Genomic DNA, 19,525 nt, shown 5'->3' with positions numbered 1-19,525 from the left:
TACTGGAGCGGGGCTTCGCCGAAAAGGCGGTGGCCCCGCCGGCTGACCTCGGCGCCCGCGTCGATCGATACCGTTGCTGCCTTCCGGCCCTGGCGGAGTTTTCGACCTAGCGTCGCGAGGGGCCGACGGGGCCACCATAGAGACGTTGGCCGCCCGGAGGCGGCCGATTCACGGATCAGGGGAAGCAGCGCGTCGTGCGCCAGAGACCACAGCCGGACTGCGCATCAGCTGACCGATGGCAGACGCGCATTCTAGCGCAGGCATGGGTGCTGACGCCAGCTTCACGCGCTGAATCCGATGTAACCCGTTGGCCACGTCATCTGCCCGGGGCGGTTGCCGTTGCTAGAATCCGGCCGCAGGAGGAACGACCTCCCCCACATCGGGATTCAATGACCAGGACGGCCTGGCCCTACCAAAGGAGGGCTGTCATGGCCTGGATCTATCTGTTGTTTGCCGGCTTGCTGGAAATCGTCTGGGCGGTGTCGATGAAGCAGTCTGAAGGCTTCACCAAACTCACCCCCACCGTCATCACCATCGTCGGCATGATCGCCAGCTTCTGGCTGCTGGCCGTCGCCATGCGCAGCCTGCCGCTGGGCACCGCCTATACGATCTGGACCGGTATCGGCGCGGTCGGTGCCTTCGTGGTCGGCATCGTGTTCCTGGGCGAGCAGGTCAGCCCGATGCGGATTGGCGCGGCGGTACTCATCGTCGCCGGCCTGGTGCTGATGAAACTCTCCAGCAGCTGAGTCCGGTTGCGAGCGCGACGGGAATATGGATATTCCCGTTCTGCAGAAACAAGAGAATATGCATTTTCGGCAAAGTCGTGACGACTGCCGTGATTATTTGACGGCCATCATGAAAATAACGTGCCGGATTCACGTGGTGCTGGCGGTGACGGCCGCACAGTGCGCCCATTCGTCGAGCGAAACCGGGGAGTTTTCGCGCTGACGGACATGCAGGGGCGCGCAGTTCCTGCAGCGCTTGCACGTGAAAGTGTGACTGTTTTCCAAGGTTGATACCGCAGGTCTTGTTCCCGGGTGGAGCAGGGCGGGACGACATCACCTCAAAAAAACCTGCCTGCTGTGCCACCGGTCATTTCATGGAGATTTACCGATGAACCGCATTTACCGTCTGGTTTTCAATCGTGCCCTTGGTGTGATGCAGGTGGCCTCGGAAATCACCCAGAATCCGACGGGAGGCGGTAAATCGGCAGGACGACATCTGCCGGGCCTGAAGGCGCATCGGCTGGCGCTGGCATTGACCGCTACTTTGGCCAGTGGGTCGGCGTTTGCGGCATGCACCACGGCCGGTGCGGTGATTACCTGCGATGGCGCGACGGACCAGAACACTCTTTCCAGTACCGCCAATGGCGTGACCCTGAACATCGCCACCGGCGCGGTGCTGAGCGTGCCGCCGGTGTTGGGGGGCACTGCGGTGACGCTGTCCGGCAACGGCATTACGGTGAACAACCAGGGCACGATCGATCCCACCATCAACGGCGGCTTGAGCCTTGCGGCGGCAGGCATGGTGCTGGGCAACAACACTGCCGGTGGCAATACCATCAACGTCAACAACCAGGCGGGCGGCAGCATCAAGGGCCTGGTCAACATCGGTTCGATTCTTGGGTTTGGTGGACAGGCACTGGTCACGCAGAACGCTGCCGGTGGTGTCACCAACATCACCAATGACGGCACCGTGGACATGTCCATCCTCGGGGCGGGGCTGTTCACCACTGCCGACGCCGCTGCCATCGTCAGCTACGGCGGTGCGCAGACCAACCTCACCAACAGCGGCAGCATCACCGGCCGCATAGGTCTGGGCGGATCAACAGCGGGCAACCATGTGATCAACGCCGGCAGCATCACCGGCAGCGTGCACCTGGGCAACTCCACGACGACGGGAAACACGTTCACCGCCGTGTCCGGTTCAAGCGTCAACCGCGGCGTGCTGGCAACGGGCATTGCGGGCGTTTTGGGCACCGTAGGCGTGAATCTGGCCGCTGCCGGCATTGTCGATGGCGGTACCGGTGCCAGCGATCGCCTGCTGCTGCAGAACAGCGCTTCGGGCCCGGGCGCGGGTACCGGCGGGACGGTGACCAACCTCGTTTGGGGCAATTACACTGGATTCGAGAACCTGACCGTCAACAGTGGTACCTGGAATCTGCAAGGTGCCTGGACCGGAACCAGTGCCACGATCAACGATGGCTTGGTCAACTTCAACAACGCGGCGTCATTCGGTACCGGTACCTTCAACGTCAACGGCGGCGCCATCGCGGCATCGGCGGGCGGGCTCACGCTTGCAAATTCCTTTGCGCTCAACACTGGCAGACTGACGTTGGGCGGCACCAACCCCTTCAGCTTGAGTGGTGTGCTGTCCGGTGCTGGCGGCCTGACCGTGACCAACACCGGTGTGGTCACGCTGGGCGGCGCGAACCTGTTCGGTGGTGGCGTCAACCTCAATGCTGGCGGATTGCTGCTGGGCAACGCAGGTGCGCTGGGCAGCGGTGCGCTGACCGTGGGAGGCAACGCATCGCTGGATACCAGCGGGGCCTTCAACCTGGCCAACAACATCGTCGTCAACGGTGGTGGCAACCTCAATCTGCTCGGCAGTAATGCGGTCACCCTCAATGGCTCGCTTTCCGGTGCAGGCAACCTGGTGAAGAACGGCGCCGGCACGCTCACTCTGGGTGGTACAAACACGCTTACCGGCAGTGTCTCGATCGCGGGCGGCGCGTTGGCGCTCGGTGCAGGCGGCAGCCTGTCACCGACCGCTGCGATCTCGCTCACGGCAGGCACGTCGCTGGACCTCACTGCCGCAGCCAACCAGACCGTCGGCTCGCTGTCCGGGCTTGGTGGAACGGTCAGCCTTGGCACTCGCACACTTACTCTAGGCGGTCTCGGCAATACCTCCTTCGCCGGCAACTTCACTGGCACTACCGGTGGCCTGGTCAAGGTCGGTACCGGAGTGCAGACACTGTCCGGCAGCAACAGCTTGACCGGTGGTTTTGCCCTCAACGGCGGCGGCCTGCTGCTCGGCAACAACGGTGCATTGGGAACGGGTGTGCTGAGCGTGGGCGGCGAGGTCACGCTGGATGGCACCACCGCAGCGCTCACCCTGGCCAACGACATCGTGCTCGGCGCCGGCGGCTCGCTCGCGCTGCAGGGCGGCCAGCCCGTGGTGTTGAACGGGGTGATCTCCGGCGTCGGCAACCTGGGCAAGAACGGCGCATCGCTGCTCACGTTGAACGGCGCCAACACATTCGGCGGCGGTGTGGTCGTCAATGGCGGCAACCTGCTGCTGGGCAGCAACACGGCACTGGGTACCGGCCTGTTGGACATCAACAATGCCGCCACGCTGGATGCAAGCGCGGCGTTGAACCTGACCAACAACATCAACCTTGCCGCGGGTGGTTCGCTCAACGTGCTGGGCGGCCAGCCGCTGACGCTGGGCGGCGTCCTGGGTGGCAATGGCGGCCTGATAAAGAGCGGCGCTTCGACCCTGACGCTGACCGGCGCCAATACCTTCAACGGCGGCCTGAACGTTGCTGCCGGTACGGTGGCGCTGGGCAGTGGCGGCAGCCTGGCCGCGACCGGCGCTGTAAACCTGTCGGGCGCTGGGGCGGCGCTGGATCTTTCCCTGGGGGGCAATCAGACCATCGGTGCACTGTCCGGCGTGGCAGGTACCACCGTGGCTCTGGGCGCGAACACGCTTGCCTTTGGCAGCGCGACCAACCAGACCTTTGCCGGTGTGATCAGTGGCGTCGGCGGAGGCCTGGTAAAGAACGGCAGTGGCGTACAGACATTGACCGGCGCAAACACCTTTACCGGCGGCGTCGCGCTCAATGCCGGCGGTCTGCTGCTGGGCAACAGCGGTGCGCTGGGAACCGGTGCGCTGAGCATCAACGGTGCCGCGACGCTGGACGGCACTACCGCGCTCAACTTGGGCAACGTCGTCAACCTCGGCGCGGCGTTGACGTTGGGGGGCAGCAACAACATCACCCTGACCGGCGACATCTCCGGCGTCGGCAGCCTCACCAAGAACGGCACCTCGCTGCTGACCTTGAACGGCACCAATGGTTTCAGCGGAGGTCTGAATCTCAATGCTGGCAGCGTCGTACTGGGCGGTAGTGCAGCGGCCGGCACCGGAGCGCTGAACATCGGCGGCAACGTGTCGCTGGACGGATCGGCTGCGCTGAACCTGACCAACAATGTTGCATTGGCTACCGGTGCGATTCTTACGCTGCCCGGCAGCCAGAACATCACGCTGGGCGGCGTGGTGTCCGGCAACGGCAGCCTGGTGAAGAGCGGCGCCACGGTGTTGACGCTCAATGGTGCCAATACCTTCGGTGGCGGCCTGAGCCTGGCGGGCGGCGGCCTGGTCCTGGGCAACAGTGGAGCGCTTGGAACCGGCGCGCTGAACGTTGCTGCGAACGCCAGCCTGGATGGCAGCGTTGCGCTTGATCTGACCAACGCAGTCAACCTTGGCGCAGGCTCGGCCCTGACGCTGATCGGCAGCAACGCACTCACGCTCGGTGGCGTGGTGTCCGGTACCGGCGGTCTGGTCAAGAACGGCGCCGGTACCTTGACCCTTGGCAACGCCAACGGCTTCAGTGGCGGCCTGGCGTTGAACGGTGGCAACCTGCAGCTGGGCAATGCCGGCGCTCTGGGAACGGGCGCGCTCAACGTCGGCGGCAATGCAACGCTGGATACTGCAGCAGCCTACACCGTGGGCAACGCGATCAACCTGGCTTCGGGTACCACGCTTGCCCTGCAGGGCAGCAATGCGCTGACGCTTGGCGGTGTGGTGGCCGGCAATGGTGCACTGGTCAAGAACGGTGCGGCGTCGCTGACCCTGACCAATGCGAACACCTACGTCGGCGGTACCACGATCAATGCTGGAACCCTGGCGCTTGGCGCCGGCGGCAGCCTGGCTGTCGGTGGTGACGTCACCCTCGGTGGTGCCGGCGCGGGCTTTGACATATCGGCGGCAACCGGCAGCCAGACCATCGGTGCGCTGAATGGCGTGCTCGGTACGACGGTCGCGCTGGGTGGAAATTCACTGACCTTCGGCACCGCCAGCAATGCGGTGTTCGACGGCGTGATCAGCGGAGGCGGTGGTCTGGTCAAGGTGGGCGCAGGTGTGCAGACCTTGTCCGGTGCCAACACCTTCGGCGGCGGCGTCAGCCTCAATGCCGGTGGCCTGGTGCTCGGCAATGACGCGGCGCTGGGCAGCGGTGCGCTGACCGTGGGTGGTGCGGCAACGCTCGACACCAGCCTGGCAGCGACGCTGGTCAACAACATCACACTCAACGCCGGCTTGACGGTGCTGGGCAGCAACGCGCTGACGCTCAACGGGGTGATCTCCGGCGCTGGTGGCCTGACCAAGAACGGTGCTGCCACGCTCACCCTCAATGGGGTGAACACCTATACCGGCGGCACCAACGTCAATGCCGGCACGCTGGCACTGGGGGCAGGTGCAAGCCTGGCCGCCAGCGGCATCGTCAACCTGGCCACCGGCGCTACGCTGGATCTCTCTGCGGGCAGCGGTACCCAGACCTTCGGCACCCTGACCGGCAATGGTACGGTCAACCTTGGCGCGAATTCGATCACTGTCGGCGGACCGACCAACGGTGTCTTCAGCGGCTCCATCGCTGGTACCGGTGGCCTGATCAAGGAGGGCACCGGCACTGAAACACTGACCGGCGCCAACACCTTCACCGGCGGTACGCTGATCAATGCGGGCACGCTGGCGATCGGTGCCGGCGGCAGCCTGGCGGCAACAGGCGCGGTGACGCTTTCCGCGCCGGGCACCGGCTTCGACATCTCGGCCGCGGGCAACCAGGCGATCGGCGCGCTCAACGGCGTCGCCGGCAGCACGGTGGCACTGGGTGGCAATACGCTGACCTTCGGCGGCACCGACAACGGCACCTTCGATGGCGTGATCGGTGGTACCGGTGGGCTGGTCAAGAACGGCACCGGTATCCAGACGCTGGGCGGTGCCAACACCTTCGGTGGCGGCGTGGCACTCAATGGCGGTGGCCTGGTGGTCGGCAACAATGGTGCGCTGGGTACCGGCGCGCTGACCGTGGGCGCCAACGCGTCGCTGGACAGCAGCATCGCCGCGAACCTCGGCAACGACATTGGCCTGCTGGCAGGCGCTACGCTCAACCTGCTCGGCAGTAATGCACTGACGCTGGGCGGAGCGATCTCCGGCGACGGTGGCCTGATCAAGAATGGCGCGGCAACGGTCACCCTGACCGGCGGCAACACCTTCACCGGTGGCACCGTCATCAACAGCGGAACGCTGGCGATCGGCGCGGGCGGCAGCCTGTCGCCGACCGGCGCGGTGAACCTGGCCGGTACCGGCACCTTCGACATCTCCGCCGGCGGCAACCAGAGCATCGGTTCGCTGGCGGGCGTGGCCGGCAGCACGGTGTCGTTGGGGGGCAGCAGCCTGACGCTGGGAGGTACCACCGACGCGACCTTCAACGGTGCCCTGACCGGCAGCGGTGGGCTGGTCAAGAATGGCAGCGGCGTGCAGACCCTCAACGGTGCCAGCACGTTCGGTGGCGGCGTCACCCTCAATGCGGGTGGCCTGGTGGTGGGCAACAACGCTGCGCTGGGAACCGGCACGTTGACCGTTGGGGGCGCTTCCACGCTCGATTCCAGCGGTGCGGTGACCTTGGCCAACAACATGGTGCTCAACGCCGGCCTGACCGTACTTGGCAGCAACGATCTCACCCTCAACGGCAATCTGTCGGGGGCCGGCAGCTTGACCAAGGACGGCGTTGCTACCCTCACGTTGAACGGCACCAACACCTATACCGGCGGCACCTACATCAACGCGGGCACGCTCGCGCTCGGTGCCGGTGCCAGCCTCAGCGCAGGCGGTATCGTCAATCTGGCCACGGGTGCCACCTTCGATCTTTCGGCCGGCAGCGGCACGCAGGTATTCGGCACGCTGATCGGCAATGGCACGGTCAACCTCGGCGCGAACACGTTGACCATCGGCGATGCCACCAATGGTGTATTTAGTGGTTCGATCGGCGGCACTGGTGGACTGATCAAGGAGGGCACCGGTACCGAAACATTGACCGGCACCAACACCTTCACTGGCGGCACCACCATCAACGCCGGCACGCTGGCGATCGGCGCCGGTGGCAGCCTGGCCGCTACCGGCGCAGTGAACCTGGCCAACGCCGGTACCGGTTTTGACATCTCCAGCGGTGGCAACCAGGCCATCGGTACATTGTCCGGCGTTGCCGGCAGCACGATCAGCCTTGGCGGCAACACACTGACCACCAACGCAGCGGGCAACAGCACCTTTGCCGGGGACATCAGTGGCGCCGGTGGCCTGGTCAAGAACGGTGCCGGCGTGCTCGGCCTCACCGGCAGCAACACCTTCGGTGGCGGAGTGGCGCTCAACGCCGGTGGTCTGTCGCTGGGCAGCAGTGGTGCCCTGGGCACCGGCACGCTGACCGTAGGCGGTGACGCCACGCTGGACGGCAGTGTGCCGCTGACCCTGGCCAACAACGTGCAGCTGGCAAGCGGCACGTTGACCCTGCTGGGGGGCACGCCGCTGACGCTGGACGGTGACATCGCCGGCAGTGGCAGCCTGCTCAAGGATGGTGCGGCGACGGTGACCCTGGGCGGCGCCAGCAGCTACACCGGCACCACGACGATCAACAGCGGCACCCTGGCGGTCGCCGCCGGTGGCAGCCTGTCCTCGGCCAGCACGGTGAACCTGGCCGGCGCCGGAACGCTGGACATCAGTGCGGCCGGCAACCAGGCCATTGGTGGCCTGGCCGGTGTTGCCAGCGGCAACGTGGTGCTCGGCGGTTCCACCCTGACCACCGGCGGCAGCAATGCCAGCACCACCTTCGGTGGCACCATCGGTGGCAGCGGTGGCCTGGTGCAGACCGGCACCGGCACGTTGACCCTGACCGGCAACAACACCTACACCGGTGGAACCACCATCAACGGTGGCAGCACCTTGCAGATCGGCAATGGCGGCGCGACCGGTGCGATCATCGGCGACGTGACCAACAACGGCGCACTGGTGGTCAACCTGTCGGGCAACACGACACTCGGTGGCGCCGTCAACGGCAGCGGTGGCCTGACCCAGGCAGGCAGCGGCACGCTGACGCTGACCGGCAACAATACCTATACCGGCGGCACCACCATCAATACCGGTGGCACCCTGCAGGTGGGCAATGGTGGTGCAACGGGGTCGATCATCGGCGACGTCGGCAACAACGGCAGCCTGGTGTTCAACGTGGGTGGCAACACTACGCTCGCGGGCGTGGTCAGCGGCAGCGGCGGGCTGACCCAGGCCGGTGCCGGTACGCTGACCCTGACCGGCAACAACACCTATACCGGTGGTACCACCATCAACACCGGCGGTACGTTGCAGGTGGGCAATGGTGGCGCCACGGGTGCGATCACCGGCAACGTCAGCAACAACGGCAGCCTGGTGTTCAACGTCGGCGGCAATACCACGCTTGGTGGCGTGGTCAGTGGCAGCGGCGGGTTGACCCAGGCCGGCAGCGGCACGCTGGTCCTTACCGGCAACAACACCTATACCGGTGGCACCACGATCAACACCGGCGGTACCGTGCAGATCGGCAACGGCGGCGCCAGCGGCGCGGTCACCGGCAACATCACCAACAACGGTGGCCTGGTGGTCAACACCGGCGGCACCACCACGCTGGGTGGCAGCATCAGTGGTACGGGCAGCATCGTGCAGGCCGGCCCGGGTCCGCTCAACCTGGGCGGCAACAGTGGCGGATTCACCGGTACCGGCCAGGTCACCGGCGGCGGCCTGAATGTCACCGGCACCGTCGGTGGCCAATGGACCATCGGCAGCGGCACCACGTTGTCGGGTACTGGCACCATCGGCGGCAACGCTGGCGGCGTCACGGTGAGCAGCGGCGGTGTACTGTCGCCCGGCAACGGCCCGGGCAATGGCAGCAGTGGCGGCAATGGTACGGGCACGATTACCGTGGGTGGCAACCTGACCCTGGCACCGGGCAGCACGCTGTCGGTCGACCTGGGCGCTACCGGCAGTGACGTGGTGCAGGTGGGCGGCAGCGCGAACATCGGTGGCGCATCGGTGGTGGTCAATGCCATCGACCCGAACACCAGCTACCAGCAGGGCCAGCAGTACACGATCATCAACGCAGGCGGCGGCGTCAGCGGGCAGTTCGTGCCGCCCACCACCACCTCGGCGTTCCTCTCACTGAGCCCGGTCTACACAGCAAATGCCGCGCAGCTGAAGATCGATGTGAAGCAGACAGCGGCCTTCGTCACGGCTGCGCAGACCCGCAACCAGCTGGGCGTGGCATCGGCGCTGGACAGCCTGCCGCAGACCGGCGCGGCGCTGGGCCTGTACAACACGCTGCTGGCCTACGACACCGCCACCGCGCGCAACGCGTTCAACCAGCTCTCCGGTGAAGTGCATGCAGCCAGCCGTGCAGTGCTGCTGTACGACAACTACCTGGAAGAGGGCATCCGCCAGCGTCTTGGCAGCGAGTTGCCGACGGTGCGTGGCGAGCGTGCTTCGGCATGGCTGGCGGGTAGCGGCAAGGTGTTCAAGCAGGACGGCGATGGCAACGGTGACGAGATCCGTGCCAACCGCAATGCACTGATGGCTGGCGTCGATTGGAAGCTTGGCGAGCATGTGGTGCTGGGTGCCGCGGCGGGCAGCGAGCGGCTCGATACACGGCTGTACGATCGCCAGTCGCGTGCACGCCTGCGTGGCAACACCTATGGACTGTATGCGCAGGGCGAGTGGAACAACGGATTTGCGGTCGGTGGCAGTGTGTCGCGCGGCGATTACCGCACGCGCACCACGCGTGAAGTGCCGCTGCTGGCACAGACGCTGCACAGCCGCCAGGATTCGGATGTCACCATCGCCCAGATCGAAGGCAGCTGGACCTGGACCCATGGCAGGACGCAACTGCAGCCGTATGTGCAGTTCACCAAGCACTGGGTGGACAGCGATCGCGCGGTGGAGCAGGGCGGCAGCGCGGCGCTGGTACTGGAGGGCGGCAAGGACACGCTCAATGTCAGCACCGTCGGCGTACGCGGCCGCTGGGATGTGGGCAGCGGCGAGCGCTATCCGGCACAGCTGACGGTCGGGCTGGGCTGGCAGCACGCGTCCGGTGACACCGACGTAGCCAGTCGGCAGAGCTTCGCCGTCGGTGGCACTGCGTTCGATGCCTACAGTGCCGTGATGGCGCGCAACGCACTGGTCAGCCAGGTCGGTGTGGCCGTCGGCCTGGGGCGCAGCAGCCAGCTGTCGCTGTTCGTGCAGGGCCAGCATGGCGACGGTCGCAACGATATCGGCGGCCAGTTGAACCTGCGCGTCGGGTTCTGAGCCAGTGCGTGACTTCGACGGATCCACGCCATGCGTGGATCCGTCGAGAGCCGGGTTACAGCACCCGCTGCATCTCCACGGCGTCGATTCCGGCGCCGTGGCCATCGGCTACCACGCGTACCACCTGGAAGCCGAGGCCGGCATAGAAGCCCTGCGTGTGCTGGCTGGTGCTGAGCGTGATGCGCTGGACCGATGGGTCTGCTTCAGCCTGATGCAAGCGGGCCACTGCCAGCGCGCGTCCCAGCCCCTGTCTGTGGCGACTTCGTTCGACCATGCCCCAGCACAAGCTGGCGCTGCCATCGCCGCAGTGCCAGAGGCCGCCGCAGGCCACCACCTGGCCCTCGACCTCGATCACCTGGAAGGCGCGTGGCACGGCGTGTTCGTGCAGGAAGCGCTCGAAGTCACCCCGCTCTGCGGGTGCGAAGTAGGTGGGCACGTTGCTGTCGAAGATCGACAGGCAGGCGGTGACGTCGGTGCAGCGGTAGGGGCGGGGTGTCATGAATGACTGTCATCGTGGTGGCGAGCACATTGTGCGCGAGGTCCGCACCAGTGATGTCCGGATATGGCGAGCCCGGAAACCGGTTCGGGCGCAGACTGCGGGTCCCCGTCATCAGGAGGTTCCATGTCCAACGTTCACCAGAACTTCGTTCAACTCCATCAACGCGCTGGTCTTTATGTGCTGCCCAACGTATGGGATGCCGGTGGCGCCCGCCTGGTCCAGCAGCTGGGAGCTGTCGCGGTGGGAACATCGAGTGCTGCCATGGCGTGGTCCTGCGGTTATGCCGATGGCGGTGCGCTGCCGGATACCGCGCTGCTGCAGCGGGTTTCAGAAATTGTTGGTGTGACCTCGCTGCCGGTCACGGTCGATATCGAGGACGGTTACAGCGATGTCCCCGATGCGGTCGCTGAGCGGGTGCTGCGCCTGGTGGAGGCGGGTGCGGTAGGGATCAACATCGAAGACGGTGCCGGCAGCCCTGCGACGCTGGTGGGCAAGATCACCGCCATCCGTTCGGCGCTGGGCGGACGATCGCTGTTCATCAATGCGCGCACCGATGTGTATCTGCGCGGCCTGGCTGAAGAGGATGAGGCGGTCAGGATGAGCATCGATCGGCTGCAGGCCTATGCACGTGCCGGTGCCGACGGCGGCTTCGTGCCGGGACTGCGCGCGCTGGACGAGGCTGCTGCGGTTGCCGGCGCCGTGCCGCTGCCTCTCAACCTGATGTGGTTGCCGGGGATGGCGTCGTTTGCTGCGCTGTCGCTGGCCGGCGTGCGGCGGTTGAGCGCTGGCCCGGCCTTGTTCATGCACGCATGGACGGCGATGGCTGCGGCGACCAGGGATTTTCTCGGCGACGCGATGGCGATGCCGGAGGGGGCGCCGGGGTATGCGGCCTTGAACCAGCTGTTCAGCGAAAGGTGAGGGCGACAAAGCGGGGCGTGCCGGCAGGCTCAACCACGGGCGGGTAGTCGATGCGACCGGGCCGAGGCATCCACGCATGGCGTGGATCTACTGCCATATCTGGAGGAACAAGCCCCTCTGTTGAGGGGCTGCCCCGGCAGGGGCGGGGAGAGGCAGGCAAAGGGAGGGGCCCGAACGTTGCGCAGCAACGTTTGGGGCGACGTGCGGAACGCGCGTCGCGTCCCCAGCCAGATAAATAAAAAAGGCCACCCGAAGGGCAGCCTTTTTTATTTATCTGGCGGAGAGAGGGGGATTGCTGGGTGCATCCCTGCACCCAGCCCTTCCGCGCTGCGCGCTGCAGGGCCAGCCTTCGGCTGTCCGGTTCTGCTCCTGCAGAACCGTCGAACCCCGGCGGGGCTTCTCTCGCCCGATGCTCTCCACCAGACAAATGAAGAAGCCGCCCAGAGGGCGGCTTCTTCATTTGTCTGGCGGAGAGAGGGGGATTCGAACCCCCGAAGCGCGGTTTAGACGCTTACACACTTTCCAGGCGTGCTCCTTCAACCACTCGGACACCTCTCCGGATCCCTGCCATCGGCAAACGCCTCAGCAGGGGCGCAAATTCTAGCGGGCGCAGCGGCAGGACACAAGCACTGGTTTGCAGGGCGAGAGGGCTGGACAGGCGTGGCACAATGGAACATCCGATGGAAGACGGTGGCCTGATGTCCTATCTCGTCCTTGCCCGCAAGTGGCGTCCGAAGCGTTTTGCCGAGCTGGTGGGCCAGGAACACGTGGTCCGTGCGCTCAGCAATGCGCTGGACAGCGGCCGGGTCCACCACGCGTTCCTGTTCACCGGTACCCGCGGCGTGGGCAAGACCACGATCGCGCGCATCTTCGCCAAGTCGCTGAACTGCGAACAGGGCACCAGTGCCGATCCCTGCGGCCAGTGTGCGGCCTGCCTGGACATCGACGCCGGTCGCTACATCGACCTGCTGGAAATCGATGCCGCGTCCAACACCGGCGTGGACGATGTGCGCGAGGTGATCGAGAACGCCCAGTACATGCCCTCGCGTGGCAAGTACAAGGTGTACCTGATCGACGAAGTGCACATGCTGTCCAAGGCTGCGTTCAATGCGCTGCTGAAGACGCTGGAAGAGCCGCCGGAGCATGTGAAGTTCCTGCTGGCCACCACCGACCCGCAGAAGCTGCCGGTCACCGTGCTCAGCCGCTGCCTGCAGTTCAACCTCAAGCGCCTGGATGAAGACCAGATCCAGGGGCAGATGACCCGCATCCTCACCGCCGAGGAGATCGAGTCGGACCCGACCGCCATCGTGCAGTTGGCCAAGGCCGCCGACGGCAGCCTGCGTGACGGCCTGTCGCTGCTCGACCAGGCCATTGCCTATGCCGGCGGTGCGCTGCGTGAGGACGTGGTGCGCACCATGCTGGGCACGGTCGACCGCACCCAGGTGGCGGCCATGCTCGATGCCCTGGCCGAGGGCGATGGCCCGCGCCTGCTGCAGGTGGTGGCGGCGCTGGCCGAGTTCTCGCCGGACTGGAGCGGGGTGCTCGATGCGCTGGCCGAGGGCCTGCACCGCATCCAGGTGCAGCAACTGGTGCCGGGCGCGTCCGCCGCTGCCGAGGGACTGGATGCCAGCGTGTTTGCTGAACGCCTGCGCCCGGAGGTGGTCCAGCTCTGGTATCAGATGGCCCTGAATGGTCGTCGCGATCTGCCATTGGCGCCCAGCCCGCGCGCCGGCTTTGAAATGGCCGTGCTGCGCATGTTGGCGTTCCGCCCTGCGGCTGCCGTGCCGTCGGTGCCGCGTACACCGGAATCCTCGGGTGGCAGCGCACCGACCGGTACGGGCCAGACCGGGGGCGGCCTTGCTGGCAGCCACGAAGGAGCTGCACCGGCCGCTGCTGCGGCGCCAGAAGCCGCAGCGGTCACGCAGGCAATTACGGTACCCGTGCTGGCGGAGGCAACCGCGCAGACGCCGAACCCGGCGCCACAGCGCGAACCCGAGCCGGAGCCCGAGCCGACCCCGGAACCAGATCCGACCCCTGAACCTGAACCGGCTCCGATCGAGGAACCCGGGTCACCGCTGCCGATGAAGGCACAGTTGGCTCCCGAGGCGGCCACGGCCAAGGCACCTGCTGAGGCAGACGACCTGCCGCCGTGGGCAACCGACGCGGCTGGCGCGCGCGATGAAGTGCTGGCGGCCGAGATGGCAACGCCCGACGCGGCCATGGTCGCGCCGTGGCACGAGCCGCCGCCGCCGGCTTCACAGCCGGTTGCAGAGGCTGTTGCCGCGCCGGAGCGTCCATTCCGTGCCGAGGGTATCGACATCGCCCCGGCACCGGTTGCGGCAAAGGAAAAAGCCCCGCCGGCAGGCAGCGTCAGTGACCTGGCCTGTGCCGAAGACTGGCTCGACCTGATCGCCAACAGTGGCCTGAGCGGTCCCTCGCGACAGCTGGCTGCCAATGCGGCCTTCATCAGCTGCCAGCATGGGGTCTTGAAACTGGGCCTTTCGCCCGGATTTGAATACCTGCGCTCCGAACGCGCGCTGGCAGCGCTGGGCGAGGTGCTGGAAAAGTCCCTTGGCCACGCGCTGAAGATCGTGGTCGAAACCGTGGAAACCGAGCAGGTCCCGGCCGAGACCCTGCACCAGCGCGCAGACCGCCAGCGTGGCGAGCGGCAGCAGGCTGCCGAGGCCATTTTCATGGACGATCCGGAAGTCCAGCTGCTGATCCAGCAGCACGGCGCCCGGGTTGTTTCCGATTCCATCCGTTCTTTTGACGAGTAAGACGACATGCGCGGCAATATCGCCCAACTGATGCAGCAGGCCCAGAAGATGCAGGAAAACCTGCAGAAGGCCCAGGAAGAAATCGCCAAGATCGAAGTGACCGGCAGCGCCGGTGGCGGCATGGTCAGCGTCACCCTGACCGGCGCCAAGGAGTGCCGCAAGGTACGCATCGATCCGTCGCTGGCCAGCGATCCGGAAATGCTGGAAGACCTGATCGCCGCCGCCTTCAACGATGCGTCCAACAAGATCGACGCCGAGTCGAAGTCGAAGATGGGTTCGGCCACCGCCGGCATGCAGCTGCCGCCGGGCATGAAGATGCCGTTCTGATGCCCTGCGTGGCACCCGCACTGCCGGGTGCCATGCACTGTGTAGCGTCGAGCGTGCTCGATTGCCCGCAATTTCCAGTCGAGCACGCTCGGCTCTACAGAACACGCCGCCGTGTCCGCACCCCTGCTTGAACAACTGATCGATGCATTGCGGGTGTTGCCTGGCGTAGGCCAGAAGACGGCACAGCGCATGGCCTACCACCTGCTCGAACGCGAGCGCGAAGGTGGCAAACGCCTTGCCGAGACGCTGGCGCAGGCGGTTGAACGCATCGGTCACTGTGCGCAGTGCCGAGACTTCAGCGAAACCGAGCTGTGCCCGACCTGCGCCAATGGCAGCCGTGAGCGCAGCCAGCTGTGCGTGGTGGAATCGCCGGCTGACCGCCTGGCGATCGAGAACGCCACCGGCTATCGCGGCGTTTACTTCGTGCTGCAGGGGCGCCTGTCGCCGCTGGATGGCATCGGCCCGCGCGAGCTGGGTCTGGAACAGCTGGAACAGCGCCTGGCCGAAGCGGAAGTGCAGGAACTGATCATTGCCACCAGCGCCACCGTCGAAGGCGAAGCTACCGCGCACTATCTCGCGCAGCTGGCGCGTGCCCGCCAGGTGCGGCCGAGTCGACTGGCGCAGGGCCTGCCCCTCGGCGGTGAGCTGGAGTACGTCGATCGCGGCACGCTGTCGCATGCGTTCGGCACCCGCAGCGAAGTGCGCGATTGAGTCGATGCCGGGCATGCCCCGGCGTTACCGGCCTACAATGCGGAAAACACCCCGCCGAGGCCGACCATGAGCAGCGAAACCCTCTTCAGCAAGATCATCCGTCGCGAGATCCCGGCCACCATCGTCTATGAAGACGAAGACGTGCTGGCCTTCAAGGACATCGCACCACAGGCGCCGGTGCACGTGCTGTTCATTCCGAAGAACGAGATCATCCCGACCCTGGATGACCTGCAGCCATCGCAGGCGCACCTGATCGGCAAGCTGGCCCTGGCCGCCGCCGAGTACGCGCGTCGGGAAGGCTTCGCGCAGGACGGCTACCGCATCGTGATGAACTGCCGCGAAGACGCCGGGCAGACCGTGTTCCATATCCACATGCATCTGCTGGCTGGCGCGCCGCTGGGTCACTTCGGTACGCCAGGGCGTTGAGGCAGCCATCCACGCATGGCGTGGATGAAAAAAGGCCGCCCGATGGGCGGCCTTGTGCATCATGCGTACCGGGCCTGGACTACCACCAGCCCCAGCCGCGGTAACCGCCCCAGTACGGGCCATACGGGCCCGGGCCCCACGGTCCGTAGGGGTAGGGCACCACATCGACCTGGCGCTGCTCCGGCCACAGGTAGATCACGTCGGCAGACAGCTTCGGCAGGCGATAGTCGTAATCGCCGATACGGGTATTGGCGTAGCCATCGATCTTGCCGATGAAGGTCACGTCGCGGCCGGCTTCGAACACGGCCGGATCGTAGAAGCCGGAACGACAGGCGATGAAGCGGCCGTCGCTGGCATCGGAAGAGGTCGTGTTCGGACGGCCGCTACCGTTGAGCGGGCGCGAGATGATCTGGAAACAGGTCTCACCCTGTCCGGGCTTGGTTTCGATGATCCGGCCACCCCAGCGCACCGGCGTGCCGACCTGCTGGGTGGCAACCGAGTCGCGCGGGGAAACCAGGCTGAACTGTCCCTGCAGCGGCTTGGGGGCCGTGGCGCAGGCCGACAGGGCCAGGGCGGCCACGGCGGTGAGGAGGAACTTGGTATTCATGGGGAGGCTCCGGAAGTCGGGCGATGCCTGCGCAGGTCCCGCAATAATGGGGCGAGCTCGGTACAAGTGCCAGCGTAGCGTGCATCAGCGAAACGCTGGCTGAGTGTGATGAGGGCCGGGTCGGGGCGCTGTGCGTGGACCCGGCGGGCCCAGTGCAGGGCGGGTTCGTGCGGTTCGCGGCCCAGCCCCAGCCGCGCATAGCGCTGCCCCAGCCGATGCCAGGCGCGCAGCAGCGGGTCACGCTCGCGTTCGCCACGAGCCAGCAGCCACGCCATCCACGCCAGTGCCAGCAACGCGGCCATCACGAAGCCGGCCAGCAGCTGTCCGGGGCCGAGGTCGTCCAGCCCGAACGGTTGCAGCAACTGCTGCTGGCGGCGCGCGTCAAAGGACAGCACCAGTTCGTTCCAGCCCCTTCGCATCCAGTCGCCGACCTGGCCCAGCTGCACCCAGCGCTGCTGCAGTCCGGTATCGGCACCGGCCTGCAGACGGTCGTCAAGCGTGTCCAGGATGCGCTCGGGTGCTACTGCCGCTGTCGGGTCGACGCGCACCCAGCCGCGTTGGGGCAGCCACACCTCAGCCCAGGCATGGGCGTCCATCCGCCGCAGTACCCAGTAGTCGCCGATCCGGTTGTGGGTGCCGCCGGCGAAACCGGTGACCACCCGCGCCGGAATTCCTGCATTGCGCATCAGCACAACGAAGGCCGAGCTGAAATGCTGGCAGTAGCCGGCCTTGTAGTCGAACAGGAACGCATCGACCGGATCGCGCCCGGCGGCCGGTGTTTCCAGCGTGTACGAAAAATCCGCGGTGATCCATGCCAGGGCGCGACGGACCACGGCGGCATCATCGCTTCCGGCGTCCTGTCGCCACTGTCGGGCGAGGGTTGCCGTGCGGGGGTTGAAGCCTTCCGGCAACTGCAGCGCTGCGCTGCGCTGATACGGCAACAGCGTGGCATCAAAGCGTTGCGGCGGGGCCGAATGCAGACGCCACCTGCTCAGCGCGGACAACGGGCGGTCGCTGCTCAGGCTCAGCGCTGCATCAAGGCGGCTGCCTTCCGGTGCGGTGGTGGGCAGGTCCAGCGCGACCAGCTGGCGGCGGTCGGTGGGTTCGTAATCGATCTGGTAGTCCCAGCCCTCCGTGCCGTGCTCGACGACGGCAGGTGGCAAACGTTCGGTACGGCGGTCGCGTCGCCAGACATGCCCGTCGAACTGGGTCAGTACCGGCCCGCGCCAGTAGCGCTGCGCCGGCTCTGGAGCCGCGCCGAAGAACTGCGCCCGCAGGGCCGGGGTGTCGTCGGCCATCAGGTCCAGCCACTTGTCCGGCTCCATCGTGTCCGACAGCCCGGGCGTGCCGACGGCGCGTTCGGGAATGCCCCACAGCGGCGTGGCCAATCGTGGGAACAGCCAGAAGCAGGCCAGCGCCAGCGGCAGGCCGATCAGCAGCAGGCGACCGACGCCGCGAAGTTGCGCAGACAGCGGCGGTGGCGCACTGCGGCCTTCACCCTGCGCCAGCCGCTGCAGGGCAATCAGGGCACTGGTACCGGCCAGCATGGCCAGTACGGTGGTCAGCGGCCCCTGGTCGAGCAGGAAGGCCGCGAACGGTGAGAACAGGGCAAAGCCGAGCAGGCTGCGCGCATCGCGCAGGGTACGCAGCTCGCTGGACTTGATCGCCAGCATCGCCGCCAGCAGTGCACAGCCGGTATCCCGGCCTGGCCGTACCGCCCCCATCTGCCAGGCGATGGCGGCCAGCATGCCCAGCACCAGCAGTACGCGCACCGGCATCGGCAGCATGCCGCGCTGCGACAGTGCTGCAGTGATCACTGCTGCCACGGCGATCAACCCGGCCAGCGTGGTGGGCAGCTGCAGCAGCAGCGGCAACAGGGCCAGTGCGGCGCTGGCCAGCGTCCACGTGCGGGTGTTGCGGTCCAGCAGCAGGGCAGATTCAGTCATGGGGAAGCAACGCCAGCGCACGCAGGCACAGGTGGTGGTGGCTGGCGCCCTGGCCAGGGCCGATCGGCGGGTGCATCGGCAGCAGCAGTGTGTAGCGACGGCCTTCGCGTTCGGCGCTATCCACCCAGCGTGCCAGCCGCGCGATGCGGGCCTCCTGGCCCAAGGGTGCCAGCGCGCGCCAGTCCAGAACCACTTCGATGCCTATCGGCTTCTCGTATTCGCGTACCAGCAGCGCGTCGCGGCGTGCGGAGTGTTTCCAGGCAATGCTGCGCGGTGGATCTCCAGCGCGATACGGGCGCAGCTGATGCAGTTCCTCGCCGTTGGCGTGGGCGCGGGTGTGCAGTGGATCGCTGCCCTGCTGCGGCAACGGTGGCGCCTTCGCTTCTGCCAGCGGGTAGACCAGCAGGGGTTCTTCCGGCCACACCCATGACCACGCCCTCACCAGGCCCAGCGGTTGTGTGGTGGACAGGCGGATACGCGGCAGGTCCAGCCAGCCGCGGCGTTGGCTGGGCACTTCCAGCTCGGCTTCACCACGACCGTGTGCGGGCAGGTCGAGCCAGGCTTCGCTGTCGCCCAGTTGCAGGTGCAGGCCGTGGCGCGCTCGTGGGTCGCGCAGCGACAGGTCCACGCGCAGGCGCAGCGGTTGCCCGGCTGGCACCGGTTCGGCGGAAATCGCGTCGATCTGCACACCCGACAACTGCAGGTGCGCGGCGATGGCGCTGGCAATTGCTGCCGCGGCCAGCAGCAGCGCCAGCAACAGCGCAGGGTTGTTGTTGTAGTTCAGCGCACCCAGCAACATCGCGACCAGCAGGCAGGCCACAAACAGGCCGAAGCGGGTGGGCAGCACGTAGATGCGCCGGCGGTCGAGCCGTTGCGGCAACGACTCCGGCGTGCGCGGGCGTGCCAGCTGCAACAGTCGCCGGGCATGCGATGCCAT

Annotated in this window: 12 protein-coding genes, 1 tRNA gene and 1 other RNA gene; 8 read left to right on the top strand and 6 right to left on the bottom strand. The window is 66.5% G+C overall.

Going from position 1 to position 19,525, the window contains the following annotated elements; translation table 11 throughout:
• Positions 1-32: 32 nt before the first annotated feature.
• Positions 33-129: signal recognition particle sRNA small type (ffs, locus tag AB4Y98_RS05345), an RNA gene on the bottom strand.
• Between the two features lie 299 nt (positions 130-428).
• On the opposite strand from ffs, the gene AB4Y98_RS05340 reads away from it, so the two are divergent.
• From AB4Y98_RS05340 to AB4Y98_RS05330, 3 genes are all read left to right on the top strand, one after another.
• Positions 429-746: a DMT family transporter gene (locus tag AB4Y98_RS05340; protein ID WP_032977375.1), complete on the top strand. Its 318-nt coding sequence runs from the start codon at positions 429-431 to the stop codon at positions 744-746.
• 25 nt (positions 747-771) lie between these two features.
• On the top strand, positions 772-948 hold the full coding sequence (locus AB4Y98_RS05335; RefSeq protein ID WP_170919616.1) for a hypothetical protein: 177 nt from the start codon (positions 772-774) through the stop codon (positions 946-948).
• Between the two features lie 165 nt (positions 949-1,113).
• The gene (locus tag AB4Y98_RS05330; protein ID WP_442243922.1) at positions 1,114-10,377 is read left to right on the top strand and encodes an autotransporter-associated beta strand repeat-containing protein; all 9,264 of its coding nucleotides are present in this window, start codon (positions 1,114-1,116) and stop codon (positions 10,375-10,377) included.
• Positions 10,378-10,432: 55 nt separating this feature from the next.
• On the opposite strand, the gene AB4Y98_RS05325 is transcribed toward AB4Y98_RS05330, so the two are convergent.
• A complete protein-coding gene (locus AB4Y98_RS05325) occupies positions 10,433-10,876 on the bottom strand; it encodes a GNAT family N-acetyltransferase (protein ID WP_059063229.1) in 444 nt (147 codons plus the stop codon).
• A 123-nt stretch (positions 10,877-10,999) separates the two neighbouring features.
• Between AB4Y98_RS05325 and AB4Y98_RS05320 the strand changes: the two genes are divergently transcribed.
• A complete protein-coding gene (locus tag AB4Y98_RS05320) occupies positions 11,000-11,794 on the top strand; it encodes an isocitrate lyase/PEP mutase family protein (protein WP_442243921.1) in 795 nt (264 codons plus the stop codon).
• A gap of 465 nt (positions 11,795-12,259) precedes the next feature.
• On the opposite strand, the gene AB4Y98_RS05315 is transcribed toward AB4Y98_RS05320, so the two are convergent.
• Positions 12,260-12,352: transfer RNA gene (locus tag AB4Y98_RS05315), tRNA-Ser, on the bottom strand.
• 122 nt (positions 12,353-12,474) lie between these two features.
• Here AB4Y98_RS05315 and dnaX point away from each other — a divergent pair.
• From dnaX to AB4Y98_RS05295, 4 genes are all read left to right on the top strand, one after another.
• Complete coding sequence (gene dnaX, locus AB4Y98_RS05310) at positions 12,475-14,571, top strand: DNA polymerase III subunit gamma/tau (protein ID WP_428703575.1); 2,097 nt, start codon at positions 12,475-12,477, stop codon at positions 14,569-14,571.
• Between the two features lie 6 nt (positions 14,572-14,577).
• On the top strand, positions 14,578-14,898 hold the full coding sequence (locus AB4Y98_RS05305) for a YbaB/EbfC family nucleoid-associated protein (protein ID WP_025879376.1): 321 nt from the start codon (positions 14,578-14,580) through the stop codon (positions 14,896-14,898).
• A gap of 111 nt (positions 14,899-15,009) precedes the next feature.
• Positions 15,010-15,609, top strand: coding sequence for a recombination mediator RecR (recR, locus tag AB4Y98_RS05300; protein WP_025879377.1), 600 nt, complete (start codon positions 15,010-15,012; stop codon positions 15,607-15,609).
• Positions 15,610-15,675: 66 nt separating this feature from the next.
• Positions 15,676-16,035: a histidine triad nucleotide-binding protein gene (locus AB4Y98_RS05295; protein ID WP_176021598.1), complete on the top strand. Its 360-nt coding sequence runs from the start codon at positions 15,676-15,678 to the stop codon at positions 16,033-16,035.
• A 79-nt stretch (positions 16,036-16,114) separates the two neighbouring features.
• Here AB4Y98_RS05295 and AB4Y98_RS05290 read toward each other — a convergent pair whose 3' ends face one another.
• Genes AB4Y98_RS05290 through AB4Y98_RS05280 form a run of 3 tightly spaced genes read right to left on the bottom strand, consistent with a single transcriptional unit; the run spans position 16,115 to position 19,525 of the window.
• Positions 16,115-16,642, bottom strand: a complete 528-nt coding sequence (locus AB4Y98_RS05290; protein ID WP_223494354.1) for a Slp family lipoprotein — start codon at positions 16,640-16,642, stop codon at positions 16,115-16,117.
• Positions 16,639-18,588, bottom strand: a complete 1,950-nt coding sequence (locus AB4Y98_RS05285; protein ID WP_428703466.1) for a transglutaminaseTgpA domain-containing protein — start codon at positions 18,586-18,588, stop codon at positions 16,639-16,641. Before AB4Y98_RS05285 ends, AB4Y98_RS05290 begins: the two co-directional genes overlap by 4 nt.
• Positions 18,581-19,525 carry a DUF58 domain-containing protein gene (locus AB4Y98_RS05280; RefSeq protein ID WP_312110732.1) on the bottom strand — a complete coding sequence of 315 codons (945 nt, stop codon included), beginning with the start codon at positions 19,523-19,525 and terminating at the stop codon, positions 18,581-18,583. The genes AB4Y98_RS05285 and AB4Y98_RS05280 overlap by 8 nt, the downstream gene beginning before the upstream one ends.

Source organism: Stenotrophomonas sp. 2YAF26 (assembly GCF_052114625.1).
GTDB lineage: Bacteria > Pseudomonadota > Gammaproteobacteria > Xanthomonadales > Xanthomonadaceae > Stenotrophomonas > Stenotrophomonas indicatrix.
Note: the sequence above shows the minus strand (reverse complement) of the source record. Positions and strands in the feature narration are given on the sequence as shown.

Excerpts from the sequence above, each read along its gene's own strand:
- AB4Y98_RS05320 (WP_442243921.1), top strand. The coding sequence starts at position 11,000 with ATGTCCAACGTTCACCAGAACTTCGTTCAACTCCATCAACGCGCTGGT.
- AB4Y98_RS05295 (WP_176021598.1), top strand. The coding sequence starts at position 15,676 with ATGAGCAGCGAAACCCTCTTCAGCAAGATCATCCGTCGCGAGATCCCG.
- AB4Y98_RS05325 (WP_059063229.1), bottom strand. The coding sequence starts at position 10,876 with ATGACACCCCGCCCCTACCGCTGCACCGACGTCACCGCCTGCCTGTCG.
- AB4Y98_RS05330 (WP_442243922.1), top strand. The coding sequence starts at position 1,114 with ATGAACCGCATTTACCGTCTGGTTTTCAATCGTGCCCTTGGTGTGATG.
- AB4Y98_RS05305 (WP_025879376.1), top strand. The coding sequence starts at position 14,578 with ATGCGCGGCAATATCGCCCAACTGATGCAGCAGGCCCAGAAGATGCAG.
- AB4Y98_RS05280 (WP_312110732.1), bottom strand. The coding sequence starts at position 19,525 with ATGGCATCGCATGCCCGGCGACTGTTGCAGCTGGCACGCCCGCGCACG.
- dnaX (WP_428703575.1), top strand. The coding sequence starts at position 12,475 with ATGGAAGACGGTGGCCTGATGTCCTATCTCGTCCTTGCCCGCAAGTGG.
- AB4Y98_RS05285 (WP_428703466.1), bottom strand. The coding sequence starts at position 18,588 with ATGACTGAATCTGCCCTGCTGCTGGACCGCAACACCCGCACGTGGACG.
- AB4Y98_RS05290 (WP_223494354.1), bottom strand. The coding sequence starts at position 16,642 with ATGAATACCAAGTTCCTCCTCACCGCCGTGGCCGCCCTGGCCCTGTCG.
- AB4Y98_RS05340 (WP_032977375.1), top strand. The coding sequence starts at position 429 with ATGGCCTGGATCTATCTGTTGTTTGCCGGCTTGCTGGAAATCGTCTGG.
- AB4Y98_RS05335 (WP_170919616.1), top strand. The coding sequence starts at position 772 with ATGGATATTCCCGTTCTGCAGAAACAAGAGAATATGCATTTTCGGCAA.